Origin of the sequence: Virgibacillus oceani, from assembly GCF_014638995.1 — a bacterium.
Classification (GTDB): domain Bacteria; phylum Bacillota; class Bacilli; order Bacillales; family Amphibacillaceae; genus Virgibacillus_E; species Virgibacillus_E oceani.
The window spans coordinates 68,776-93,943 of sequence record NZ_BMFR01000009.1; the positions used below are offsets into that span (position 1 = coordinate 68,776).

The 25,168-nt window shown below is 35.8% G+C and carries 23 protein-coding genes; 3 read left to right on the top strand and 20 right to left on the bottom strand.

All coding sequences use genetic code 11. The annotated features are described in order from the left end of the window. Nucleotides 1-278: 278 nt before the first annotated feature. Nucleotides 279-1,634 carry an IS1182 family transposase gene (locus IEV74_RS11800; protein ID WP_188455575.1) on the bottom strand — a complete coding sequence of 452 codons (1,356 nt, stop codon included), beginning with the start codon at nucleotides 1,632-1,634 and terminating at the stop codon, nucleotides 279-281. A 428-nt stretch (nucleotides 1,635-2,062) separates the two neighbouring features. Here IEV74_RS11800 and IEV74_RS19870 point away from each other — a divergent pair, with 428 nt between their 5' ends. Next, a complete protein-coding gene (locus IEV74_RS19870; RefSeq protein WP_268233836.1) occupies nucleotides 2,063-2,191 on the top strand; it encodes a hypothetical protein in 129 nt (42 codons plus the stop codon). A gap of 211 nt (nucleotides 2,192-2,402) precedes the next feature. Here IEV74_RS19870 and IEV74_RS11805 read toward each other — a convergent pair whose 3' ends face one another. From IEV74_RS11805 to IEV74_RS11825, 5 genes are all read right to left on the bottom strand, one after another. Then, nucleotides 2,403-2,630 (bottom strand): hypothetical protein, encoded by a 228-nt coding sequence (locus IEV74_RS11805; protein ID WP_188455576.1) that lies wholly within the window; start codon nucleotides 2,628-2,630, stop codon nucleotides 2,403-2,405. Nucleotides 2,631-3,062: 432 nt separating this feature from the next. Beyond that, nucleotides 3,063-4,163 carry a 3'-5' exonuclease gene (locus IEV74_RS11810; protein ID WP_188455577.1) on the bottom strand — a complete coding sequence of 367 codons (1,101 nt, stop codon included), beginning with the start codon at nucleotides 4,161-4,163 and terminating at the stop codon, nucleotides 3,063-3,065. Next, entirely contained in the window at nucleotides 4,135-4,614 is a 480-nt protein-coding gene (locus IEV74_RS11815; protein ID WP_188455578.1) for a hypothetical protein, read from the bottom strand. Before IEV74_RS11815 ends, IEV74_RS11810 begins: the two co-directional genes overlap by 29 nt. Nucleotides 4,615-5,296: 682 nt before the next feature. Then, nucleotides 5,297-5,989, bottom strand: a complete 693-nt coding sequence (locus IEV74_RS11820) for a peptidylprolyl isomerase (RefSeq protein WP_188455579.1) — start codon at nucleotides 5,987-5,989, stop codon at nucleotides 5,297-5,299. A 104-nt stretch (nucleotides 5,990-6,093) separates the two neighbouring features. Further along, complete coding sequence (locus IEV74_RS11825) at nucleotides 6,094-6,753, bottom strand: DUF3889 domain-containing protein (RefSeq protein ID WP_188455580.1); 660 nt, start codon at nucleotides 6,751-6,753, stop codon at nucleotides 6,094-6,096. 162 nt (nucleotides 6,754-6,915) lie between these two features. Here IEV74_RS11825 and IEV74_RS11830 point away from each other — a divergent pair, with 162 nt between their 5' ends. Then, nucleotides 6,916-7,071: a hypothetical protein gene (locus IEV74_RS11830; protein ID WP_188455581.1), complete on the top strand. Its 156-nt coding sequence runs from the start codon at nucleotides 6,916-6,918 to the stop codon at nucleotides 7,069-7,071. Nucleotides 7,072-7,231: 160 nt separating this feature from the next. On the opposite strand, the gene IEV74_RS11835 is transcribed toward IEV74_RS11830, so the two are convergent. The 3 genes from IEV74_RS11835 to dsdA all read right to left on the bottom strand — a co-directional run bounded on the left by IEV74_RS11835 (nucleotide 7,232) and on the right by dsdA (nucleotide 10,278). Further along, complete coding sequence (locus IEV74_RS11835; protein WP_188455582.1) at nucleotides 7,232-7,921, bottom strand: DUF421 domain-containing protein; 690 nt, start codon at nucleotides 7,919-7,921, stop codon at nucleotides 7,232-7,234. Between the two features lie 103 nt (nucleotides 7,922-8,024). Beyond that, on the bottom strand, nucleotides 8,025-8,942 hold the full coding sequence (cysK, locus tag IEV74_RS11840) for a cysteine synthase A (protein WP_188455583.1): 918 nt from the start codon (nucleotides 8,940-8,942) through the stop codon (nucleotides 8,025-8,027). Between the two features lies 1 nt (nucleotide 8,943). Next, the gene (gene dsdA / locus IEV74_RS11845) at nucleotides 8,944-10,278 is read right to left on the bottom strand and encodes a D-serine ammonia-lyase (protein ID WP_188455584.1); all 1,335 of its coding nucleotides are present in this window, start codon (nucleotides 10,276-10,278) and stop codon (nucleotides 8,944-8,946) included. Nucleotides 10,279-10,494: 216 nt separating this feature from the next. Here dsdA and IEV74_RS11850 point away from each other — a divergent pair, with 216 nt between their 5' ends. Then, complete coding sequence (locus IEV74_RS11850; RefSeq protein WP_188455585.1) at nucleotides 10,495-11,628, top strand: zinc-dependent alcohol dehydrogenase; 1,134 nt, start codon at nucleotides 10,495-10,497, stop codon at nucleotides 11,626-11,628. Between the two features lie 55 nt (nucleotides 11,629-11,683). Here the strand turns inward: IEV74_RS11850 and IEV74_RS11855 are convergent, their stop codons facing one another. From IEV74_RS11855 to IEV74_RS11905, 11 genes are all read right to left on the bottom strand, one after another. After that, a complete protein-coding gene (locus IEV74_RS11855) occupies nucleotides 11,684-12,550 on the bottom strand; it encodes a 5'-3' exonuclease (RefSeq protein ID WP_188455586.1) in 867 nt (288 codons plus the stop codon). A gap of 4 nt (nucleotides 12,551-12,554) precedes the next feature. After that, entirely contained in the window at nucleotides 12,555-16,196 is a 3,642-nt protein-coding gene (locus IEV74_RS11860) for a dynamin family protein (RefSeq protein WP_188455587.1), read from the bottom strand. A gap of 61 nt (nucleotides 16,197-16,257) precedes the next feature. Beyond that, nucleotides 16,258-17,172: an ABC transporter permease gene (locus tag IEV74_RS11865; RefSeq protein WP_188455588.1), complete on the bottom strand. Its 915-nt coding sequence runs from the start codon at nucleotides 17,170-17,172 to the stop codon at nucleotides 16,258-16,260. Next, nucleotides 17,165-18,028 (bottom strand): ABC transporter permease subunit, encoded by an 864-nt coding sequence (locus tag IEV74_RS11870; protein ID WP_188455589.1) that lies wholly within the window; start codon nucleotides 18,026-18,028, stop codon nucleotides 17,165-17,167. The genes IEV74_RS11865 and IEV74_RS11870 overlap by 8 nt, the downstream gene beginning before the upstream one ends. Nucleotides 18,029-18,206: 178 nt before the next feature. Next, a complete protein-coding gene (locus tag IEV74_RS11875) occupies nucleotides 18,207-18,674 on the bottom strand; it encodes a CBS domain-containing protein (RefSeq protein ID WP_229683154.1) in 468 nt (155 codons plus the stop codon). 118 nt (nucleotides 18,675-18,792) lie between these two features. Continuing rightward, complete coding sequence (locus IEV74_RS11880) at nucleotides 18,793-19,260, bottom strand: flavin reductase family protein (RefSeq protein WP_188455590.1); 468 nt, start codon at nucleotides 19,258-19,260, stop codon at nucleotides 18,793-18,795. A gap of 241 nt (nucleotides 19,261-19,501) precedes the next feature. Next, nucleotides 19,502-21,031, bottom strand: coding sequence for an acyl-CoA carboxylase subunit beta (locus tag IEV74_RS11885; RefSeq protein ID WP_188455591.1), 1,530 nt, complete (start codon nucleotides 21,029-21,031; stop codon nucleotides 19,502-19,504). 17 nt (nucleotides 21,032-21,048) lie between these two features. After that, on the bottom strand, nucleotides 21,049-21,831 hold the full coding sequence (locus IEV74_RS11890; protein ID WP_188455592.1) for an enoyl-CoA hydratase: 783 nt from the start codon (nucleotides 21,829-21,831) through the stop codon (nucleotides 21,049-21,051). Nucleotides 21,832-21,930: 99 nt separating this feature from the next. Then, nucleotides 21,931-22,143 (bottom strand): acetyl-CoA carboxylase biotin carboxyl carrier protein subunit, encoded by a 213-nt coding sequence (locus tag IEV74_RS11895; RefSeq protein WP_188455593.1) that lies wholly within the window; start codon nucleotides 22,141-22,143, stop codon nucleotides 21,931-21,933. A gap of 13 nt (nucleotides 22,144-22,156) precedes the next feature. Next, nucleotides 22,157-23,512 carry an acetyl-CoA carboxylase biotin carboxylase subunit gene (locus tag IEV74_RS11900; protein WP_188455594.1) on the bottom strand — a complete coding sequence of 452 codons (1,356 nt, stop codon included), beginning with the start codon at nucleotides 23,510-23,512 and terminating at the stop codon, nucleotides 22,157-22,159. A 10-nt stretch (nucleotides 23,513-23,522) separates the two neighbouring features. Continuing rightward, on the bottom strand, nucleotides 23,523-25,157 hold the full coding sequence (locus IEV74_RS11905; RefSeq protein ID WP_188455595.1) for an AMP-binding protein: 1,635 nt from the start codon (nucleotides 25,155-25,157) through the stop codon (nucleotides 23,523-23,525). Nucleotides 25,158-25,168 lie beyond the last annotated feature (11 nt).

Here is a 25,168-nt window from a genome sequence, read left to right on the forward strand (position 1 = left end):
ATGCGTGGAGCAGAATAAACTGGACGAGGGCGGGTTTATTGTCCCTCTATCTTCCAAACAAACATGTAACACTTTCATTTTATATTTTTATCAGAACAAGCTTCTAATGTTCCAACTTAACTCCGCAATAATACACTTTCCATTACGAAAACCAGTTAATATTCTTTCCTTATACCATCCAATAATATTTTAATATTACTAATTGAATCAATTTCATAATTGCTCTTATTAAAAATACAAAGACCTGCAGAATTTATAAGAATCACGTTTAAAAATTACTAGGCGGCTTGTTGCTGGTTTAACTTTGCATTAATCCGATCGGCTGCCAATTTTGAGGCATTGTAGACAAGTGTTGCGATATCAAAATGAACCTTTGCGCGTGCCCCGGTACGATAACGGACATTGTTCAGTTGAAAGAATTTTTTTAGATACGCATTAACACGTTCAACGGCAGTGCGCCGTTTAAAAATGGTTTTCCAAGCTTTAGATCCACGAGCTGGCGCTGTATATCTTCGAAGGTCTTTCGTTATTTTTACCTTATAAACCTTCTGACAGATGCCTTCGTTAGCTAATGGACAATCGATACACTCTTTGGGACTTGTATATTTTAGCGTTTCATTTTTTGCGTCAAAACTGTCATATCGATAAGATTGCTCCCGAAAACAGGTAGGGGCAAAGTGTTTGTCAAAGCCAATTGGCTCCCCTTCATTTCGCTTATTATATGCAATCACAGATTGGTGTCCCATTCGGTGTACCTGTTCATAGATTGGATCATAATCATATCCGGCATCCATTGTTTCATAGCGCAAAGACGGAAGGGACAGACGCCCATCTATTCCCTTTAAGAGTGGAATTGCCGCTTTTCCGTCATTTAAATTCCCCGACGAGAAAAGTGACTGTAAAATGTATTGACTTGTCGTACCGACTGCTAAGTGTCCTTTATAACCAAACCAAAAGACATTTTTCCCTTCACTGTTCTTTTTGATCCCCCATTTGGGATCTTGAGGAACTTCGCTTCGAAGTTCTTGAAGCGAAGCACCCAATTGAGCTTCAATTTTCTTTTCATAGAGAAGCAGATTGGCTTCTTTTTCAGCTTGCTCCTTTAACCATTGTTCACGTTCTTCTTTCGATTTACGTCCGCGCTTTTTAGGTTCAGGGGCTGACTTTTCTTCTTTTGGTGGAGCTTGATCACGTGCTTCAAAATGAGTTGCATCAATGGCTACTGTGTCATCCGTAATAAAACCTTCATCGATGGCCTGGGATACAACGTTTTCCTGTTCTTTCTGTAAGATGTTAGTCTCCTTTAGCTTTGCTATAAGACGAGAATACGAAGCTTCGGAAGGAATGCAATCTGATACCAAAAATCCGCAATTCAATTTGAAAGCTATATCCGAATCAAGGCGTTTGACCAGATCTTTAATCGTCGGTATCCGTTCAACAATTCTTACAAAAACAGAAATAATCATAGCTGCATAGTTTAGTTCTTCCGGCGCACCGAGTCGCGATTTCTTATTCACTGCACGATAAATCGCATCCATATCGATAGCTGAAATAATGGCCTCATATTTTTGGGTAGGTTCCATGTCATATAATTCTTGGATGCTAAATAAACTAGTTTGTCGTATAATGGTCATAGGGAGTACCCCTCCAGTCTTTTCAGGTGTTTTAGTCGACTACCATTATACAAGATTTGGGGAGGTACTTCCTTTTTTACGTTTTTAATCCCTTGATACACAAGGGATAAGAATTATGAAATTGATTCAAATAAACATTTTTTGTTAAAACAATTTGAAGATTTTACATTTGCTACTATTAAAGTCCTACCAGAAAGATTTAATTATAATTTCATAATACATTTTGATGTGAAATGAAGAATCTAATAAAAATCTTTTAACAACTGTAATGGGGGTAATAGTAATTCGGAAAAGCGGAAATGTGGAAGGTGCTTTTTAATGGCCTAACATCCTCTAGAATAAATTTTAACGAAGTTTGAACATCTATAAGCGTTTTTAATACAATGCATAAACATTGCAATCTTGGGATGAACTATTGCAGAATTAGGATGCCATTTGTTGTACTCGTTAGTTTTTTGTTAGCTTATAAAGAAATAGGTTTTGATGTTAACAACACAACAGGTATGGAGAAATTGTATTTGGCAATGCATAAATTGGCAGTATATTTTATTGCATAAAGAAAAAGACCTTATATACAAAAATTGCATAGTTAACTGTATATTGAAGGTCTTTTAATCCTTTAGGATATTAGACTAAAGCACCCGTTAACTTTAAATAGAAAATTTAATTTAGAACCTCCCATAACTCCCCATTCTTTATTTGAAATAGCTTACTGAATATCCCAAGAATCCTAATAGTTAGTATTTCACCGTTTTCATATTTGTAACTTTATTCATATGAGGCAAAAATACCTGCATCCCTAAAATGAGCTGAACTAATACTCAATCTCTCATTATCTTTAACACATCCTTCATTGTCACATTCAATGCTATATTCTTGTAAAATCCAACTATCAAATTTTTCATGAGAAGGAGCGGTAAATAGCATAATTATTAGAACTATTATAACCAGTATAAGACTCGATATAAAGATTCTAATTTTTATTTTACTATTCATAATGATCCCCCTAACAAAAACAACTCTTTTTATAAGTAAGATAATGGCTCTTCCACTAATCTGCTTACTATAAGTTGAACCTGAAACTGTTAATGTTAATACTGATAGGTAAGGATTTGGGGTTATCGCTCCCCCGTACTTGCTGCTTTCACCGCATACGGCGTTCCCAACTAATCCAATTCATTAAATCATTAACACTTTAAGTAGTGATACCTACCGTGTTTCAATACTTCCTTTTCAATAAGTAAGCTGTCCATTTTGGAGTTAAACATCTTTTAGTCTCACAAGAACCTTATTAACTGATAAAAATCCCTATACATGGTTGATTGATCCTTAATAGTCTGTGGCTATTCCCCTGTGTTGATCAGACACTTCATTGCTAAGCTGCTGGTTAAGTTAAAGTACATTCTTAATAAATTCTATATTTTAGCTTTAATCCAATAACATTCGATTAAATTCAGACAAAGGGATCGTACTAATTTGTAATTCTTCTGCTTTTTTTAATAATACATAATCGCCATTATCAGAATAAATAATGGTATCCACCTTATATCCAGTTGAGCCCTTATTAATTCCTGCTACTTCCATATGATTTACAAGGATATCTTCAAGTTTACTTTGAATCCGAAAAGGCAACAACGCTATATTGATAACTTTTCCTTTTAACTCAGTAATCTTTTTATATGGGAAAGTATTTATTTCTTTGGTGGCAGCCACCTTTTGTCGTGTAATTGTAGCCGTTTCTAAATTTAAATCTTTGGAAACTGCATCAATAAACCATTCATCTGTTTGAATTTCAATTTCTAACTCTCTTGCTTTATCTAATTTACTACCAGGACTCTCTCCACAAATCAAAAAATCTGTTTTCTTTGATACACTTCCGGTCACGATTGCCCCACATTTTTTCGCAATTTCTTTCATCAATACTCTCGGAAAAGGACTTGCACCGGTAAAAACTATTTTTTTATCCTGAAAAACTGTACTTTCACCATCCACATTTGCCGTAGATTCTACAAAATTTTTGAATGCTTTAGGGGAAACCTTGTACAAAGGAATCCATCTTGTAGGATTCGCTTTCATAATCACATTATATAGAGCTTTAACATCTTCCAAAGCAACATGTGTTAACGGTTTATTAATACTATAAAAAGCTACTAGATATCCTAATGAATATGAAAACAAATGAGGATTCGCATATTTAATTGCCCGTACGGAATCATAACATTCATAATCATCCTCTAACCAACCATAATGAACAAGAAATTTTCTATCAAAAGAAACGTTATGCGCAACAATCGGATATTTATAGTTATCAATTATATCTTGAAATTGCTCTATCTTTGAAGGATCTTCAGATATATTAGAATACCCTTCCCCCATTCCTAAATGGATAGAAGCTTCATCCTCAACCTCAGCAATATGTTCACTTGCAATAATGTTTCCGTCCTCTATAACCAATAAAGCTACTTCATAAATACCCGAATCAACATCAAAATCGCCCGTTTCAATATCTAACAGAATCATATTTTTCATTTAGATCCCCTCCTAATTTTTTATAAGAGAAATCAATACCAAATTTATCTAAAAGAAAACGACTTAAATCATCGTTATTATCAAATAACAAAGAAGTTTTTTCAGTTAATAAATGATAATGACTACTATATGAACTTTTTCTGATGGTAATTGTAAGTGAAAGAACTTTGCCATCTTCATCTTTAAATTGAATCGTATCTTTATAAACCCGTTTATATAGATATCTATTAATCTCTTTTCCATCCTTTTGAACAATAATTAAGGCATCGCTTTTAATATTAGAAAAATCTAATTCCTGATAATCATAGAGTCCTAGTGAACTCCAGCATTTCGAACCTTCATTCAAATGTAACAGCAACATTTCCTCACGCATGAAACCTGTAACATGAACTTTATCCTTCACAATATTTAAAATAGCACTCTTCAACTCGTTTACTCTTTGTTGCAACATACATCATCACTCTCCCTTATATTAAATTATTTATTATTTCACTAAATTCTATATTCATTTTAACATTTATTTCCTAACTAATTGTACTAAATTCTGAAAATTTGATTCTACAAAAAAAGAATTTGGATGCCAAACTTTCACCATCATACTATTCGGTAAAAAGCAATTTTAAAATATAATATATAAACATTCATCGCTATTTAAAAACTTAATAAATATACATAATAATTTATAATTATATTGCCAATTCATATATATTAAATGCCATATACATGTTACCCGTTATTTTTTTGTTATCTTATAAAGAATTAGGTTTTGATGTTAACAAGATAACAGCTATGGAGATATGGAATATTAACCTCTAAATCAATAGTTAAAAGTTCTACAATTAAAATTTAACACTTACATCTTAAGTACTTTTGTGTCATTCGATAAGATATTCAGTATAATTGTGTCACAAAACGTTGACACAATTATACTGAAACAAAAATAAAAAACCGTGATTTAACAAGGTTTTGACTTTCAGTATTTTTGTGTCGTTCGTCAATTATTAAAATTAATTATATTTCTAATTGCATTATAATGAGTTATATTTGTTATCTGTCAAATTAACAACTTTTCTAATGGATAATCATAAATAAGGAGCCCGCTTCCAAAGCTGACTCCTATCGTATATATAATCCTATTTTTGTACTTCAGGTTCAGGATAGCCGTATCCTTTGGTATCCACTTTTACGCTTTTCATACGTTGATCTTCCAATGGTTTATCTGCGGCATTACGTTCACTGGACACAATGGCATCTACAGCATCCATACCTTCTACAACTTTACCGAATGCTGCATACTCGCCATCAAGATGGGATGAATCTGCCACCATTATGAAAAATTGTGATCCAGCCGAATCAGGATCGTTAGACCTTGCCATTGAAATAACTCCACGTTCATGTTTTAAATTATTTTCAAAACCGTTTGAGGTAAATTCTCCCTTAATAGAATAGTCAGGTCCACCTGTACCATCTCCTTTTGGGTCTCCGCCTTGTATCATAAATTCAGGAATAACCCGATGAAAAATTAAACCGTCATAAAATCCTTCTTCTGCTAATGATACAAAATTGGCCACTGTATTTGGTGCAATGTCTGGATAAAGTTCTATCTTGATTTCATCATTATTTTCCATTGTAATAGTTACAATTGGATTTTCGTCAACATCTGTTGGATATTCGGTTTGTTCACTAGTTTCGCTACCTGAATTTTCCTCGTCTTTCTCCCCTGCTTGTCCATTTTCCGAGTTTGTTCCACAACCTGCCATAAAAATTACAATAAAAACAGTACTAATGAAAAGAATTAGCTTATATCGTGACGTTAAAACTCCCATACAAAACCTCCTGCTTCAAATTAAAGTTGAATCTATTATAGCATGTTAAATATTCGCTTAACATAAGAAAAAGGACCTTATACTATAGGTCCTTTGCCTGCCTGCTATCTGGGAATTTCCTTGATATCAAATGAGATAATACGGTCTGTGTTTGGATTATAGATAACGGTTCCTCTTATTTTAATTCTTTCCTGGGGTCCTTGCAGAATATATTCATACGTTTCCCGTGTTTGATTGGACGATAACTGAGTTTCCCCTGTTTTGTTGTATTCCGAAACATTATAGCCCGGATAAGCCGTCTGCGCAACCTCTAATAAATATTTACCCCACTTCTCTTGTTCCAGCTCTGGAGTTGGATTTATTTCAACGTTAATAATACCTTGATTTAAATTAGCTCCAAGTGCTTCAAATGCTTTTCTGTGAAGATTAATTTTGTTTTCCGGATAGTTTGGAACCTGATCTACAACTGTTACTAAAACGTCTCTAGCTGGAGTAGACAAATTTGTCACCTTAAGTGTCTGACCACACTGGTATGGTGAATTTTCTCCAACCGCAACAGTCATATTTTGGTTACTTGACCAAGGTATGCCACATTTTGTTACCTGTCCCCCCTCTGTCCATGTTGCCTGCCCTCTGACTGATTGTTGGCGGACCGGATAATCATAATAAGGATATGTTGAATAGTGCCGATCATAAGTACTATATGGGAGATGGGCATAATAGGGATTATATGCATAAGGGTAATAATAGTTATTCGAATACATTTTGTTTCCTCCTATCTTATTCAAAACCTTTTAAAGTAACATATGTTTAAGAAAGGTTGACCCGTGACATGAGCCTTATTAATCTTTCAATGAAGAAGGTACACATGGTTCTTAGACAAGAATAGATTGAAATATAACTATTAATAAGTGAGGAGGGCTGCCATGAAGCATTTGGATTGGACAATGATTTGGTTTGTAGGTACTTCGCTTGTACATGATTATTGGATATATTGGGGTTTACCGCAGATTTATTATTGGGAGACTAAACGTAAGTATGTAACGAATAATAATCCTGATGAAAAAAATAAAGCTGCATAATATATGTTCGGGTTCTGTATGCAAAATTTACAGAACCTGAACAACACTCCCTTGATTTAATGATTTAATACTAGTTAGTCACCTAAGACAGCTTAATTCTGATTTCGATACTCTTCCAGCAGAAATTCAAACATTTCAGGTGTGTTCATGAATAATCCCCCTATCTAGAAACTTGATCAATTGTCTGCAAAAATAACCCATCTCCCTGCAGCCACTCGGCAATAAAGACATTCCGGTAATCGGCCACTCCCTGTGCGCTTAGCTGATTTATTAGCCATTCTTCATTTTGGCCAATTTCAACTAATTCATCTGCAAGCAGTTCACCATCACGTATAAGAGTAACCGGTACGTGTACAGGCTGAGGCGGCAGATTCATATCCTCCTGCTGTATTTTCTGTTTGGGTGATTTTTTTAGAATACTAATGGAACCATTTGCCTCTAAATAACAATATTCGACCTCCCTAATTGAAAACGTTTCAGACTGCCTCAACAGACTTTGCAGCTGATTAATATTCATTTTATTTTTCTTCAATTGATTCCTATTAATAATACCATTGCGAATTAATACAGACGGTTTTCCTTCGAATAATTTCCGCATTTTTAAAAACTTTTGACCTAAAATTTCTACTATTAATAATAAAATTGCCCATAAGATCATGGAATAAATGATGTATCCTATGCCAATCTTCTCATCGTAAAGCGCATTTCCCAATAATTCCCCTAATACAATAGCACCTATAAATGTAAATGGTGTTATTTGATTAATGATTTTCTTGCCGAGTACTTTCACTAATATAAATAACAGAAGAAATCCTATTACTAATTCAATCGTTAAATATCCTATATTCATCGGTTAACTAACTCCAATCATTGCTATCTATATTACTCAATGATTACCATTTTTACGAATAGCTAACCTATGCAAATGTGCAAAACTTACAGCAGGTGGATATCTAGTCTAATAAATGCATACTCAAATATCGTTCTCCAGTATCAGGCGCGATACATAGAACACGTTTTTCATCGCCTAAACGTTCCGCAACTTTAAGAGCAGTATAAATAGCTGCCGCCCCTGAAAGACCTACAAAAATACCTTCCTCCTTAGGAATTCTCCTAAACATTTCAACTGCATTATCATCTTCTACCAGCATTATTTCATCATAGATAGCTTTATTTAAAATTTCTGGAATAAAACCTGGACTCGTACCCACCAGCTTGTGTTTACCTGGTTTTCCGCCAGATAACACGGGTGATCCTTTAGGTTCAGCTATTGTAATAGAAAGCCCGGGAATTTTTTCCTTTAAAACCTCCCCGGTACCAGTAACAGTACCGCCAGTTCCAGCTGTACAAACAAATGCATCCAGTTTGCCGTCCATTTGCTCAATAATTTCAAGTGCAGTTGTTCTTCTATGTATCTCGGGATTAGCATCGTTTTCAAATTGCTGAGGGATGAAGCTTCCAGGAATTTCTTTTTTTAATTCTTTTGCTTTCTTAATTGCGCCTGGCATCTTTTCTGAACTAGGGGTTAATACCACTTTTGCTCCATATGCCTTTAAAATATTTCTTCTTTCCATTGTACTATTATCCGGCATCACTAATATAGCATTGTACCCTTTCGCCGCAGCGTTCATAGCAATGCCAATCCCAGTGTTTCCACTCGTTGGTTCAATTATTGTATCCCCAGGCTTAATTAGCCCCTTTTCCTCTGCAGCCCTTATCATATTGTATGCTGCACGATCTTTAACACTTTTGCTTGGATTAAATGATTCTAATTTTACAAAAACGTCTGCAGAACTTTTAGGAACTAATTTATTTAAGCGAACAACCGGTGTGTTCCCTATTAATTCTGTCATGTTTTGTGCTACTTTCATTTTATTCACCTTCCTTTTTTATTAATCTTTTTCCTTTCCCATAAAATTGTTTCATTTCTGCTTCTGGCACTAGTCCCCCTCCAGTTAACCATGCGATGTGGGTTATATTTTCAGTGTGTATATTGGATTGCTTTAAATAGTTTGAATGCATAACATTCCATGGTCCAATAATACCTGCTGCAGCGGACGGCTCGACATAAATTTTTTCATTATCATATAGCAATGCGAGTATTTTAAATAGCTGTTCATCCCGAACCGTATATATTCCACTTAATAAGTGTTTACTAATGCCCGTAGCAAAGCGTGACGGTCGTCCAACTGCTAATCCATCTGCCTCTGTATGATTATCAATACCAAAGTCCTGTACACTAATCCTCTCCATCTCACCAGTAAGTAAGCCAATTAGTACTGACGGGGAATGGGTCGGCTCCACAAAGAAACAATGAACATGATCACCGAACACTTGCTTCAAACCAAACGTAATTCCCCCTGGTGAACCGCCAACACCGCATGGGAGATAAACAAATAGCGGATGATTTTCATCTATTTGAATTTTTTGCTCCTCTAATTGTTTTTGCAAGCGTATTGCGGCAACGCTATATCCTAAGAATAGATGTTTGGAATCCTCATCATCAACAAAATACCCCTTAGGATTTTCATTCGTTTTCAGTCTGCCAGCATATATCGCTTCACTAAAATCCCCAGCAAATTCTTGTACCGTTACACCCTTTTTTCGGAGCAAGTCTTTTTTCCATTGTTTTGCATCCCTAGACATGTAAACAGTTACACTAAACCCTAGTGCTGCACTTATTATTCCAATGCTCAACCCCAAATTACCTGTTGAGCCGACACCGATTGAATAGTTTTTAAAAAATGCTTTAAATCGATTGGATGCAAATCGCTCATAATTATCTTGTTTCGTAATTAAGCCTGCATCTATTGCTAAGGATTCTGCATGATGCAATACCTCATAGATTCCGCCTCTTGCTTTGATAGACCCTGCAATGGGCAATTCATTATCGCATTTTAAATAAAGTTCTCCATCAACAGCAGATGAAAAATAATTATCCAATTCACTTTTCAAATTTTGACCCTTTTGAACAGGTGATTCAATTACTCCATTTGTCTCTGGAAAAGCTTTCATTAAAAATGGCGCAAACCGATGCCATAATTGCTCTGCTTCCTTTATATCCTGCATCTTTAGTGGCATGGTAGGCATTACACTCATTTTTCTTCTATCGTCATTCAGCCATACCACAGGATCTAAATCGATGATTCTTTTTAACAAAGGAAGTTTTTCTTGCCAAGTGTCTATTTCTTTTTGTTTTAATACCATAACATCACCTTGCTTTCATTTATTGAAATTCTATCATGTAGATAATGTATAACAAAATGTTTCAAATTAACCATTCTAAAAATTTGGAAATGCCAACTCTGCAGTTTTTAACGCCCTGTTGGCTCGATTCAAAACCTAGTGTTGTATTTCAGAGTATAATAATGGGTCACAATGCGGACTATAAATAGGAAATTCAAATTAGGAGGCTAAATCTCTATGAAAGCTGTTACGTATCAAGGAAAGGAATCGATTAGTGTAAAGGAAGTAAACGATCCCCAAATTCAAGATTCTGAGGATGTAATTGTGAAAATCACTTCAACAGCCATTTGCGGTTCTGATTTACACTTATATCAAGGCAATTTTCCTCTTCCAATCGGGTATATTATTGGACATGAACCAATGGGAATCGTTGAAGAGGTTGGTCCAAACGTTACAAAGGTAAAAAAAGGAGATCGAGTTGTCATTCCTTTTACTGTTGCCTGTGGTACCTGTTATTACTGTGCACATCATCAGGAAAGTCAGTGTGACCATTCAAACCCACATTATGATTCAGGAGGATACTTTGGTTATTCGGAAAAATTCGGAAATTATCCAGGTGGTCAAGCCGAATATCTTCGGGTTCCGTTCGGCAATTACACACCATTCCTCGTTCCTGAAGACTGTGAACTGGATGATGATCAATTGCTTTTCTTATCCGATGTGTTACCTACTGCTTATTGGAGTGTTGAACATGCTGGAGTTAAAAAAGGTGATACCGTAATTGTGCTAGGGTGTGGGCCAATTGGGTTAATGGCACAACAGTTTGCTTGGACCAAAGGGGCTGAACGTGTAATTGCTGTAGATTATTTAGAGTATCGTCTGCAGCATTCTAAAAAGATGAATAAGACCGAAATATTTAATTTTAAAAAGGACGAAGATATGGGAGAAACTTTAAAGGAAATAACAAAAGGTGGCGCGGATATTGTCATTGATTGTGTAGGCATGGACGGAAAAAAATCGCCACTTGAATATATCGAACAAAAGCTAAAATTGCAAGGTGGAACTTTAGGACCAATTCAAATTGCTACTAAGGCAGTACGTAAATATGGTACCGTTCAGTTAACCGGTGTGTACGGCGGACTTTATAATATGTTTCCTCTAGGGCCGTTCTTCACTAGAAATATCACATTAAAAATGGGACAAGCGCCTGCTAGAAGTTATATGGCTGGGCTATATGAAAAAGTTGTAAATGGAAATGTTGATCCCACCGCTATTATTACACACAAACTCTCATTAGAAGATGCCGCACACGGTTATGATATATTTAACAACAAGGAGGATGACTGTATAAAGGTAATCTTACAGCCATGACAAATACAAAAAGCGTGCAGTAAGGATGTATCCTTCCTGCTACCCGCTTTTTAATTTATCCAATTAACTTGTCTAAATTTTTAAATTCCAATTCAGTGAATTTTTCATTGATTTTAGCTAAATCATATTCCCAGCGCGCTGTATCCAAAGCACAGCTAATTGGTACATCACATTTTATTTCGGCAAGCCTCTTTGACAGATGCAGCATATCAAGGTTGTTGTTAATTTTAGTTTGAATTCCTTTTGATAACTTGTCCGTATTAGCAAGTAAGTTATCGATCGAACCAAACTCCTGAATAAGTTTAAGAGCGGTTTTTTCACCAATACCTTTTACACCAGGATAATTATCGGAAGTATCACCCATCAAACCTTTTAAATCAATTATTTGTTTTGGTTCAATACCTCGTTTCTCATAAAAGTTTTCTTGATGAAAAACTTCATAGTTTCCCTGCCCCTTTTTCATGATGGCAACACTGACCCCGTGATTAACAAGCTGTAAAATATCCTGATCACCAGTCAGAATAATCACATCGTTTTTAATTGCATAATGATTAGCCAGTGTGCCAATGCAATCATCCGCTTCATAATTCTTGAGTCCAATATTCGGCATATTGAATGCCTCCGTTACCTCTTTTATTAGATCAAACTGAGGAATTAATTCTTCCGGTGGTTCACCGCGATTTGCCTTATACCCTGCATATAATTCAGTACGAAACGTTTTGCTTCCCATATCCCAGCAGCAAATAACGTGTGTGGGTTTAAACGTATCAACGGCATCTAAAAAATACCGTAAAAATTGATATACCCCATTTGTCGGCAACCCTTTACTTGTCTTCATAAAATTACCGCGGAATGCTGTTGCAAAAAAACCTCTAAAAAGTAATGCCATTCCATCTACTAATAGTATTTTTTGTTTCTCCATAACATTACACCTCCTGTACGCCATGGTTTTCCATAATAGAATAAAGGATTTGAAGCTTGTCAGAAAGTACTTCCATATCGATAGTTTCTGCCATCATAGAAAGGCAGCTATCAATGTAAGAATCGATATTATTGATTGTTTCACGCTGAATTGTTTCCATTACGTTATTCCATTGAACTATATAAGCCTGTTTCATAATCGTCTTGTTATCTTCAATATATTGCTTTATATATGGTTCAAGTTTCTCATAAATCGCTTCTTTTATTATTTCTTTTTCGTTTTTTTCAAAAAATGACTTGGTTCCTTTAAAAATAGAAAGAGCTTTATGAAATGTATTTTTTTCTATCCCTTGTAAACCTTGATTATATTCTGGTGTTGCCAAATCAAAAGATGACAAGCTTGGCAATACTAACTTTTTGTCTATCTGTTTACTTTTTTCAACAATAATTTCGTAAGCATCTTGTGCAGTTGAATGGATATAAGATTCAATTCGAAGTGAAACGGCTCTTAATTCCTGTATTAATTCATAACCAGTATAATCGAGTAAATTATTCATACTGGTACGAAGCTGATCCTGCGCTTGTTTACCAGCACCAGTAATAGTTGTCGGATTAAATGTTTCCTTAAATATATCATGAAAACGTATGGAAAGCCTTTCCAAAACGTAATAAAGCTGCTTTTCTATTTTTTGATTAATTTGTTTTGTGTATACTTCTATGCCAGCAGCCTTTATGCCTGTTTCTAATTTTTCTCTCTTAGCAAATAAATCAAGTCGATAGTTTTCTTTTTCCTGCTCATTTAAATTCGCGGAATCTATATAATTAGTCATAGATTGGCTGGCCCGCTTTATGTCCAGTAATGCAGCATTGATTGATAGAACAGCAAGATCATCCCGAACAAAATGATAAAATTTATTCTCGAATGATTGCATCCGATCTGTTAAAGGCTTATTCTCCCGTTTCGCTTCAAGTGCCTGTTTACTTGAAATTGGAAATAATTTTGGGAAACGAATACCTAGCTGAACTAATTGATTTTCTACATAATCCGTAACTAACGCCAGTTCCTTACTATCCTTTGCCAGATCCGCTGCATTGACAATAAAGAACATTTTGTCTAACTGAAATGTATCCTTCACTCGTCCCAGCTGCATTAGAAAATCCTTATCTGCCCGAGACAACGCATGATTGTAGTACGTTACATATAAAATTGCATCAGCGTATTTGATATAATCAAATGCAACATTCGTATGTCGTGAATTAACAGAATCAGCCCCCGGTGTATCAACTAGTGTAATCCCTTGTTTAGTTAGAGGGCAATCATAGTACAGATCTATAGATTCCACATAGCATGCCTTTGTTTCATCACTGACATATTCTGCAAACTCATGCAGGGTTATTGTGAGCTGTTCGCCAATATTATTTTTGTTATTATCATAGCCCGTTACCATCGCTTGTAAATATGCTTGATACATATGCTGCAGCTTATCGCTCATATGAATAGCTTCTCTCTGAACCCAGCTGATTAATTCTGAAAAATTGTCACACGAAGGCGAAAATTCCTTTGTGATAGAGATTAAATCATTCCACAACATATCATAACTTTTCATTTTTACAATAACAGTTCCATGTTTATAAATTTCTGTTGTTGGACATATCCTGTTAATTGTAGCAGTAGTAGGGTTAGGTGACACCGGCAGTAAATTATTGCCGATTAATGCGTTGGCGAAGGATGATTTACCAGCACTGAATGCACCAAATAAAGCTATTGTGTGTGTTCGATTTGCTAAACGTTCCTGTTTTGCTTTTAAGTCATCGGCAATGGACTGAAATCCTGGTAAACCTGTTACTGTGTTAATGGTAAGCTCTATACTCTGTAAAACACTATCCAATGACCCGGTTTTTCCTTCAATTTGATTATTTTGCATGTTTGCCCCGTGTTCTACATTTCTTGCAGGCTTTTTATGCTTACGCTTATAATTCCCTTGTTCCATAACTGCGTATCTTGTTTCTATAATTTCTTCTAGGGAAAAACTCACATTCTGGTTCGGCTGCGCTAAAATTGTCTCTAAATTGTTTTGTTTATTTATCAAAGACTTTTGTAATGCATCAATAGTATTTATTTGATCCATGGTTGTTCGTAATGTTGTAAGTTCATCTTGATAATTCGTGATTTTTTTCTCATTTTCTGCCGTTAATGCTTCAGTAATTCCAGTTAATAGCCGTACTGCTTCCTGTTTATACTTTGTCTTTATATTGCTGCTGATTTCATTTGTATAATTTAATACATAGTCGCCTGTTACCTTGGCGCCAGATTTTATACTGGACAATACGTCCTCTGCATTATACTCAATCCTAAATTGTTGGCTTAACTGATGCAATTCCGTTTGATTAATGGAGTATCGCTTTAAAAGACTGACGAATTTATCACGTAACTTCCATTGTATGAATGCTTCCACTTTCTCAAGCAATGAACTTAAGAAATCATCTAAACGTTTTTCTTTTGCATCTTCTGTTTTTTTCTTTGATCCAATCAATCCTATTTTAAAATCGGATTGCTGTGATTCAAGAAAGGATTGTGCCTTGTCACGTATTTCATATGGCATGATGTAGGCGTTTTTTAAAGTTGATTGTAATTCTGAATGAAAATCCTTTTTAAATTGATTCACACAGTTTTCTAGTGCTGCTATTTTTTCCTCGTACATAGCAATACGATCGAAAATTTGTTCTTGATTTCCATTAATACCTTCATATTCCGCAATTTTCTCATTGCATTCATTTGACAGTAACTGGATGTGATCATTTACGACCTGTCTTACGGAACTAGTAATTGAATAATACAGATCCCTATCCGTTGTCATCAGATTGTGCAATGTTTGTTTAATTTGTGGAAACTGGTTATGTGAAGCGTTTTCCTTAACGAGAGATGAAAAATAAATCATTTCTGGATGAATATTCCATTGATCAAACGTTTGTTTAATACTTTCCTCAAATCTTGCAAACGAAATTTCAGCCTCATTATGTTTATCTATTTGATTAATTATTACAAAAAAAGGAATACCTTTTTGAGCTAATGAGTTTAAAAATTGTAAATTTACTTCAGATTGGACATGATTATAATCCATTACGTAAAATAATACATCAACAACATGCAAGGATCCCTCTGTAATTAAACGGTCCGCATCATCGGCTGCATCAATACCTGGAGTGTCAAATAGCGCAGTATGTTCAGGCAAGATTTTTTTTGATGTACTAAGTTCAATTTTGCTAATAGTATCTTTATCTTTACAATACTCCTTAATCATGTTGAAATCATAAGGTTCTTTGTATTCCATAGGAGCATCATGGTGAAAATAAATACGTGCAGTTCCCCTACCCGAATTGATTTTTACAACGTTCGCACTCGTTGGGATAGGACTCTCTGGTAATATATCTTCACCTACTAAACTATTTATCATCGATGATTTGCCTGCAGAAAAATGCCCTGCAAAGCTTACAACGAATTCGTCATTTTTCATTTTTTCGTATAAATCCAGTAGTTTGGCCGCGTTTTTAGTATCTCCATTTGCCAGTATCTCCTGGTAGAGGGCCGCAAACTGATCTTTGGTTATCTGATTTGGCAACGTACTAATTAATTCCAAGATGTACATATCCCTTCTGATACAATTATACATGGTTATTATACGTGTTTTCACACTTAAATTCTACCCGTTAAATGTGGGGATATTTCTTAAACCCATGTTTATCTTTTAACTCAATCCCTCTGGAAAGAATATAAAATGAAAATATAATTAGTACAAATGCTAATAAAGGATATAACAATACCCACTGGTAATCATATACAAATGAACGCCATTGCCCGATTAATCCAGCCCAGTCATGGGTTACGGACAGGTATACACCTTCTCCGCCCAGTCGTAAAATTGTACCACCTAAAAAGATATTAAAAATACCCAGCTGTCCAATCAGCGAAAGTACCAGAATAATCTCTTTTACAAACATCACCATTAATGTGGCTTTCAGATGCGGCAATAAGTGTTTCCAAGCAATACGAAATGATCTTGCGCCAAGTGAATGGGAAGCTGTGATATATAAATTTTTCTTTAACTCTTTCGTTTTGCTGAATACTGCGGCATAAACACCAGGGATGCCTACGATTGTCATCAACACAGATTGGAGAAGTATTAACTCAATCATGGATAGACTTGAGTTCACAACAATTCCCGCCATTACAAAATATATAATGATAAATGCAGGTATACTTCCCAAAAGGCCAAAGCTGCTTCCAACCTTTTCATTTTTAGTTCGAATAGCATTTATTAACCCCAATAGTCCACCTATCACAACCCTTACTAAAGCTACAAGTACTCCAACCAGTAAAGTATATTTAGCTCCATACAGTAAAAGCGTTAAAATATCGTAACCATATTGGTCCGTCCCAAAGATATGTTTACCAGAGGGCGGTTCAGGGTTCGATATAACACCAAAATCATCACTACTATTATAGTAATACCCAGAAGGATTAATATAGTCTTCATCATATGGAGCAAGCATTGGACCGAAAATAGCTACAAGTACTAATAAACCCGTTAATATAATCCCTAAACCTAATCGCCAATTAATCATGTGCAAATATCCTCTCTAAGCAAGCGATAAATAACCGTATAAACCAGTACAATACAAGATATAAAACTACCAAAGTAATAAGAATATTAGTAGTAAGGTTAAATTGATATTCACTAGTATTAAACAGAAACCCAGCTAATCCGCTAATGTTAAATAAATACTCCACAATAAATAAATTACTCATTAGAATAGCTATAACTTTATGTAAATCAGCCTTTAAAAAAGGCAAAACATTCCTAATTACATGCTGAACAAATATGTAGATTCGTTGTAAGCCTTTAGCTTTTGCAGTTAAAATATAATCATCAGTCAATACATCATATGTTCGTTCAGATAATGAACGGATTAAATAGATTGCTGGAACGATTGTTAACGTTAATAGCGGAAGCAGGATAGCATGTTCATCCACTCCTCGTGTTGCGATTCGTGCTAAACGATGGCCAGTAGCCTGATAAAAATAAACTGTTCCAAGCTGCAGAAATAAAACCATAATAAAGTCTGGAACCATTCCCAAAAAACCAATAAGGTCTTTCATCCATTCTCTCCTTGATCTGCTAAACCACGCAGAAATAAGCAATCCGATCATGATAGCAAGAATAATTGCAACCGCCAAATACATAAAGGAGGTAATAAAATAATCCGGAATTGCTGAAAAAAAATTGGGGTTTCGGTCTATCCCCTCTTGATAATGAAAGGAATCACCGGTAAAAATTCCACCTAAATATTCCTTCGTTAAATCTATCATTACTTCAAATTCTACCGAAAGTTTTCCCCCAATAATTTCAATAGAAAGCGGAAATGCAACTAAAACAAAAATTAATACTAGAACCCCAATAACAGGCAATAAAAATTTCATTATTTCTCTACCCCAGTTCCTAAATTCTACGAAGAATAGGGACTAAATCCCTAATTAATACTTTAAAACTATCACTTGCAGAATCTTTAGTCAAGATGATAAAATTCGACAATTGGAAAATATCATTATGCTCAAAAAAAAAGAACCTTTGCAAGTTCAAAAGTCCTTTTTTATTCCATTATTTATCGGATATTAATTTAGTAGAAATATACCGTATTACATCACCGCGGCTAATAACACCTGACACTTTGTTACTGTCATCTACTACTGGGATTTTTTTAAAACGGTACTTAGAAAAAATGGAAGTAGCAGCTTCTAAGTCATCATTAGGATTCACAGTAAATATCTCTTTTTTACGCATTATTTTATCAACATGGTGATCAATCGCATATTCAAGCTTATGCTGTAAATCCTCTTTTTCACTGACAAGTATAAGAGTAAACATATCATAAACAGTCCTGCCCTTTGGCTGCAAATACCGAATTACATCTCCATCAGTTATCATGCCTTGCAGCTTATTTTCAGCATCCACAACAGGAACCCCGCCTATTTTATTTGTTACTAGAATTTCTAGTAATCGCTTAATGGACGTCTCCTTAGTAACTGTTACCACATCAGTAATCATAAACTCTTTTACTTTCATCATTAGACACCTCTTTTAAGGTTTGTACATTAAGTATATTTGAAGAAGTTGGGAAATACAATTTTTAGCAATGAAGTCTATTGATTTCTTAAAATGTGAACCTTAAAGATGATATATAAGTTTAATTATTGCCTTCCATTGCTCTGTACTGACCACCATAAAATAAAACCGGGTCCCCAGCACCTAAGTTTATTTCTGTCACTTCTGCAATAAATATCATATGATCTCCTGCCTTTGCCGTTTCTTTTACGTAACAGGATAATGCGGCAATCGCTTCATCAATTACTGGCACGCCATCCTGCATATTAAATGAAATTTCACGATCATTATCAATTTGTTTGGCAAAGATCATGGATAGTTCTTTTTGTTCTTTACTTAGAATACTTAGGCCAAATTTTTTAGTTTCCTGTAATTTTTTGTACATTCCAGCATTTTCATCTATTGATATTGCTATTAGTTTCGGATCAAGTGATACCGACATGAATGCATTTACAGTCATTCCCAGTATTTCACCCTCGTATTTCGAACTGACCACAGTGATACCGGTTGCAAATTTCCCCATAGCATCACGAAAAAAACGATTATCCATTATTGAAATTCCCCACCTTCATTTACCTTCTTATTCAGAATATCATTTAAACTAGTAAAATTGAATTAAGACGCTTTTAGTTAACATAATAATATTATCGAAATCTATATAAATAATCTGCATGAAAATATCTGTTACAATACTATATGTGTCTTACCTGCAAGTGTTATGGAATAAAAAATAAGCCGCCTCAAGTGGTGCCTGTTACCGGCACCACTTGAGACAGCTTAAAATCATATGGTTAAACTGGGTAAACACCGTGCTTTCTTTCTGTAAAAGTAATTGATTTTGATTCATACATGGAAAAGCGGTTGACTAATTCTCCCCGCAGTTTGTCAGGATCCACAACGGCATCCACAACCATTTCTGATGCTAACCGGTAAATGTCAATGTTATCCTTGTATTCATCCTGTTTTTCTTTAATAAAAGCTGGTCTTTCATCCTCAGGTAATGCTGCTATTTTATTAGCATATACTGCATTTACCGCCGCTTCCGGTCCCATTACAGCAATTTGAGCTGTAGGCAAGGCTAAACAGCAGTCAGGTTCAAATGCTGGACCTGCCATGGCATATAATCCCGCTCCATATGCTTTACGTACCACTACTGAAATTTTCGGTACTGTTGCCTCGCTCATGGATGCAAGCATTTTTGCTCCATGACGGATAATACCTGCTCGTTCTACTTTTGTACCGATCATGAAGCCAGGAATATCCATCAGGAATAGTAATGAAATATTAAATGCGTCACATAATTGAATGAACTTTGCTGCCTTGTCCGCAGAATCAGGAAATAGCACTCCTCCTTTTACTCTTGGTTGATTGGCAATAATCCCAACTGGTTTCCCATTAATTCGGGAAAGTCCAGTAATTAATTCTGGTGCAAATTTCTTTTTTATTTCACAAAAACTATCTTCATCAATAATCCGATCAATAAAATCATACATATTAAATGGTGCATTTTGGTTTTTCGGAATTAAATCAGTGATTGATTTTTCAAATGGTTTAATATCTTTCGCTTCTAACTTCCTCGGTTTTTCTTTGAAATTAGCAGGAAAATATCCTAAATAATTGCGCGTATATGCAATTGCTTCTTCTTCTGATTGCACCAGTACATCTCCTACACCTGAGACAGAGCAATGCATTTGTGCGCCACCCATTTCCTCAAGACTAACCTTTTCGCCTATTACTTTTTCGGCCATGCGAGGGGAACCTAAATACATGGATGCATTCCCGTCCACCATTATTACAATATCACAAAAGGCGGGGATATATGCTCCCCCAGCAGCCGATGGACCAAACAGTAAACACACCTGTGGAACTCTACCTGATAATTTTATTTGATTGTGGAAAATGCGTCCAGCTCCCCTGCGACCTGGAAACATTTCAACTTGATCCGTAATTCGGGCTCCAGCTGAATCAACTAAGTAAAGCATTGGCAGTTCTAATTTCATCGCAGTTTCCTGAATACGAAGAATTTTTTCTACGGTTCTTTTTCCCCAGGAACCAGCTTTCACGGTTGAATCATTTGCCATAACACAAACAGCTTGGCCATTTACTTTTCCAATTCCAGTAACGACCCCATCTGATGGCAAGGAATCATCCATACAATTAGCAAAAAAGGCATCCTCAATGTTTATGCCTTCATCGAATAGCAATTGCAATCGTTTGCGAACAAACAATTTTCCTTTCTCTTCATTTTTTTTATGATATTTTTCCTGTCCGCCTTTTTCTATATGATTGATTCTGGTTTGTAAGTCTTCTACGTATGACATGAAGTGACCTCCTGTTTTTAATTCCCTTTATAAACTGGCTTTCTCTTCTCCTTAAATGCAATTAATCCTTCATTTCGGTCCTGAGTCGGAATAGTTTCCTTATAACATAAGTGTTCAATATTTAATCCGGTCGTAATATCTGTCTGAATGCCCTGATTAATTGCGGTTTTGGCCTGACGCAGTGCAATAGGACCATTTTTAACAATTTGTTCAGCCATCGAAATTGCATTGTCTACGAGTTCGCTTGAAATGCTAATCTGCTCAACTAGCCCAATTTCCATAGCTTCAGATGATGTAATTGGACTTGCTGTAAAAATTAATCGTTTTGCCTGACCTAAACCTATTAATCTTGTCAATCTTTGTGTTCCGCCTGCACCTGGAATAATAGCCAATGATGTTTCCGTTAATCCCAATTTAGCATGTTCAGCAGAAATTCGGATATCGCAGGCCAATGCCAATTCTAATCCTCCACCAAATGCTGCCCCGTTAATTGCAGCAATTACAGGCATTTTCATCTTTTCTATATTTGTGACAGTTTCACCAATATACTTAACAGCTTCGATTACTTGCTGGTTATTCATTCCTTTTCTTTCCTTTAAATCTGCTCCGGCACAAAATGCTTTATCATTGGCAGCTGTAATAATTGTACAGCGGATGGTATAATCATTATTTATTTTGTACACGCATTCATTTAACTCATCTAATAGGGCCTTAGACATCGCGTTAGCTGCATCGGGTCTGTTTAAGGTGATGAGTGCAATATGGTCGTGAATGGTTCTGAATTTTATTAGCCCTGACATTATAGCCCTCCCCGACTATTATTTGTAGCGTTATGGTGTAAAGAATAATATGTATACCCTAGTCCGAGTTGTGGGGGACTAGGGTAATTGATAGACCTTTTACTCAATAATTGCGATAACATCACCTTCATTGACGAAATCGCCTTCTGCAACTTTCAGCTCCTTTACAGTCCCTGTCTGTTCAGCTGCAATCGGAATTTCCATTTTCATAGATTCGAGTATTACAACATCTTGCCCACTATCTACGCTCTCCCCTTCACTCACGGTAATTTTCCATACACTTCCTGCCATTGATGCCTTTACTTCTTGCATATTTAGTTCCTCCTTAATTTGTTTGGAATTTGGTTAGGTAATGATCCTGTACAAATGCTGTCGTTGTAATCCCTGATTTAAATTGGGCATCATCGACAATTGTTTGCAGCATGGAAACATTCGTTTTTATGCCTTTTATATGGTAATTTGCTAAAGCATCTTTTAAAGCAGCAATAGCCTCTTTCCTTGTTCCACCCGTCACGATCAGTTTGCCAATCATCGGGTCATAAAATGGTGTAACATCATAATTGTCTGTTACAGCAAGTTCGTTTCGTATATTCTCACCAGCTGGAACGTGCAATTCATGAATATGTCCTGGTGACGGAAAGAATGTTACTGGATCTTCAGCATAAATTCGAACTTCAATCGCATGTCCATTTATAGTTAATTCATCTTGGTTTATGTTTATTGGTTCACCATTCGCAATACGTATTTGTTCTTCTACAATATCGAGTCCTGTAATTTCTTCTGTAATTGCATGTTCCACCTGAATTCTGGTATTCATCTCAAGAAAGTAGAAGTTTTCACTTTCATCTACCAGAAATTCAATCGTTCCAGCATTTGTATACCCAATTGCCTTTGCAGCTTTTACAGCTGTTTCCCCCATTTTCATACGCGTATTCTCTGAAATAAATGGAGACGGTGCTTCTTCAACTACCTTTTGATTCCTTCGCTGAATTGAGCACTCACGTTCAAATAAATGCACGACATTTCCATGCTGATCTGCTAAAATCTGAATTTCAATATGATGGGCATTCTCCAGTTTTTTCTCCATAAACATTGCACCATCACCAAAGAACGTTTCTGCTCGTTTGGAATTACTTGCAAATGCTTTGGTTAATTCGTCATCGGAATGAACAACCTGCATTCCAATACCGCCCCCACCAGCGGATGCTTTTAACATAATTGGATAACCAATTTCTGCAGCAATTCGGATTGCTTCCTCAACATTAGCTACAGCACCATTTGTACCAGGCACTACCGGCACACCAGCTTTTTGCATTGTTTCTCTTGCTTCAATCTTACTGCCCATTTTCTCCATAATGTGACCAGCAGGGCCAATAAAGGTCAATCCTGCATTTTGACATCTTTTTGCAAATGAAGCATTCTCACTTAAAAACCCGTATCCAGGATGAATTGCATCTGCATTCGCTTCATTAGCAATCTGCAGTATTTTATCTACATTTAAATAACTTTCATTAACACGTGGAGGCCCGAGTAAAAAGCTTTCATCTGCTATCGATACAAATGGTGCCTTTTGATCCGCTTCAGAATAGACTGCGACAGTTTGAATATTTAATCGCTTACATGTACGAATTATCCGTGAAGCAATTTCACCCCGGTTTGCGATAAGTATTTTTTTGATCATAGTCTCTCCCCTATTGTTCAAGTTGTTGAACTGCGATTTCCCTCAATTTATATTTTTGAATTTTACCACTTGCAGTCATTGGATATTCATTAACGAATTGAATGTATTTAGGAATTTTGTGATAGGAAATATTACCTTCACAATATGACCGTATATCTTGTTCAGTCAGTGACACACCATCCTTTAAGATTATCCATGCCATAACTTCTTCACCATATTTAGCATCCGGAATTCCTATAACCTGGACATCTAAAATCCCTGGGTGCTGATAAAGAAATTCCTCAATTTCCCGTGGGTAGATATTCTCACCTCCACGAATGATCATATCTTTCATTCGACCGGTAATTTTAAAATAGCCGTTTTCATCCATTTCTGCGAGATCACCAGTGTGCAGCCAGCCTTCACTATCAATGACTGCGTTTGTAGCCTCTCGATTATTATAGTACCCTTTCATAACATGGTATCCTCTAGTACACAACTCACCAGGGACTCCTTGAACCTGCTCATCGTTTGTTCCAGGTACAATAATTTTAGCTTCAACATTTGGATGGACTTGCCCAACCGTACTTGCCTTTAATTCGGCAGGATCATCTGTTTTCGTTTGCAAAAAGACTGGCGATGACTCTGTTTGTCCATATGCAATTGTAATTTCCTTCGCACCCATTTTATTCATCACATCATTCATAACTTCAATCGGACATGTTGACCCAGCCATAATTCCTGTTCTTAAATGTGAAAAGTCATATTTTGAGAAATTTGGATGATTTAATTCTGCGATAAACATTGTTGGCACACCATGCAATCCAGTACATTTTTCATCAGAGACTGCTTTCATAACTTTCTCCGCTTCAAATTGTTCCAGAATAACCATGGTCGTACCCTTTGAAACGGCAGCAAGTACTCCCAATACACACCCAAAGCAATGAAAAAAAGGTACTGGAATACAAAGTCGATCCTTATACGTTAACTTCATACAATCCGCGATCTGGTTCCCGTTGTTTATGATATTGTAGTGGGAAAGCATAACCCCTTTCGGAAAACCTGTTGTACCAGATGTGTACTGCATATTTATAACATCATCATGATGCAGAGATCTTTTGCGTTCGTCGAGCATTTCATCAGCTATTGAAGCACCTTTTTCAATCATTTCATTCCAAGTGTATGCATTCGGATACTTTTCATTGCTTAGGACAATAATATTTCTTAAAAACGGAACATTGTCAGACATTAACTTACCTTTATCAGCTTGCTCAAGCTCGGGACAAACCTGTTTTAAAATATCAATATAAGATGTTCCTTTATACGATTCTGCTAAAATTAATGTAGTAGCCTCGGATTGTTTTAATAGATATTCCAGTTCTTTCGCCTGGTAATTTGTATTTACTGTAACAAGGACTGCTCCCATTTTTCCTGTTGCAAATTGTGAGGTTAGCCACTCTGGTTTATTATCAGACCAAATTGCTACATGTTCCCCTTTTTCAATCCCCAATGACATGAATCCTTTTGCGGCCTTATTTGCCATGTCATCAAATTCTTTGTAGGTTTTTCTTAAATTCAATTCTGGATAAACAACAGCTTCATGATCTGGATGTAAATTCACTTGCTTCTCCAATAACTCTCCAATGGTTAAATTTAATAAAGTCATGAATTTTCTCC

Coding starts and splice junctions, on each gene's coding strand:
- IEV74_RS11855 (WP_188455586.1), bottom strand. CDS start 12,550: ATGGAGAAACAAAAAATACTATTAGTAGATGGAATGGCATTACTTTTT.
- IEV74_RS11885 (WP_188455591.1), bottom strand. CDS start 21,031: ATGTCATACGTAGAAGACTTACAAACCAGAATCAATCATATAGAAAAA.
- dsdA (WP_188455584.1), bottom strand. CDS start 10,278: ATGGTATTAAAACAAAAAGAAATAGACACTTGGCAAGAAAAACTTCCT.
- IEV74_RS11900 (WP_188455594.1), bottom strand. CDS start 23,512: ATGATCAAAAAAATACTTATCGCAAACCGGGGTGAAATTGCTTCACGG.
- IEV74_RS11865 (WP_188455588.1), bottom strand. CDS start 17,172: ATGATTAATTGGCGATTAGGTTTAGGGATTATATTAACGGGTTTATTA.
- IEV74_RS11895 (WP_188455593.1), bottom strand. CDS start 22,143: ATGCAAGAAGTAAAGGCATCAATGGCAGGAAGTGTATGGAAAATTACC.
- cysK (WP_188455583.1), bottom strand. CDS start 8,942: ATGAAAGTAGCACAAAACATGACAGAATTAATAGGGAACACACCGGTT.
- IEV74_RS11815 (WP_188455578.1), bottom strand. CDS start 4,614: ATGTTGCAACAAAGAGTAAACGAGTTGAAGAGTGCTATTTTAAATATT.
- IEV74_RS11880 (WP_188455590.1), bottom strand. CDS start 19,260: ATGGATAATCGTTTTTTTCGTGATGCTATGGGGAAATTTGCAACCGGT.
- IEV74_RS11825 (WP_188455580.1), bottom strand. CDS start 6,753: ATGTATTCGAATAACTATTATTACCCTTATGCATATAATCCCTATTAT.
- IEV74_RS11800 (WP_188455575.1), bottom strand. CDS start 1,634: ATGACCATTATACGACAAACTAGTTTATTTAGCATCCAAGAATTATAT.
- IEV74_RS11875 (WP_229683154.1), bottom strand. CDS start 18,674: ATGATGAAAGTAAAAGAGTTTATGATTACTGATGTGGTAACAGTTACT.
- IEV74_RS11805 (WP_188455576.1), bottom strand. CDS start 2,630: ATGAATAGTAAAATAAAAATTAGAATCTTTATATCGAGTCTTATACTG.
- IEV74_RS11835 (WP_188455582.1), bottom strand. CDS start 7,921: ATGAATATAGGATATTTAACGATTGAATTAGTAATAGGATTTCTTCTG.
- IEV74_RS11830 (WP_188455581.1), top strand. CDS start 6,916: ATGAAGCATTTGGATTGGACAATGATTTGGTTTGTAGGTACTTCGCTT.
- IEV74_RS19870 (WP_268233836.1), top strand. CDS start 2,063: ATGCCATTTGTTGTACTCGTTAGTTTTTTGTTAGCTTATAAAGAAATA.
- IEV74_RS11820 (WP_188455579.1), bottom strand. CDS start 5,989: ATGGGAGTTTTAACGTCACGATATAAGCTAATTCTTTTCATTAGTACT.
- IEV74_RS11905 (WP_188455595.1), bottom strand. CDS start 25,157: ATGACTTTATTAAATTTAACCATTGGAGAGTTATTGGAGAAGCAAGTG.
- IEV74_RS11850 (WP_188455585.1), top strand. CDS start 10,495: ATGAAAGCTGTTACGTATCAAGGAAAGGAATCGATTAGTGTAAAGGAA.
- IEV74_RS11860 (WP_188455587.1), bottom strand. CDS start 16,196: ATGTACATCTTGGAATTAATTAGTACGTTGCCAAATCAGATAACCAAA.
- IEV74_RS11890 (WP_188455592.1), bottom strand. CDS start 21,831: ATGTCAGGGCTAATAAAATTCAGAACCATTCACGACCATATTGCACTC.
- IEV74_RS11810 (WP_188455577.1), bottom strand. CDS start 4,163: ATGAAAAATATGATTCTGTTAGATATTGAAACGGGCGATTTTGATGTT.
- IEV74_RS11870 (WP_188455589.1), bottom strand. CDS start 18,028: ATGAAATTTTTATTGCCTGTTATTGGGGTTCTAGTATTAATTTTTGTT.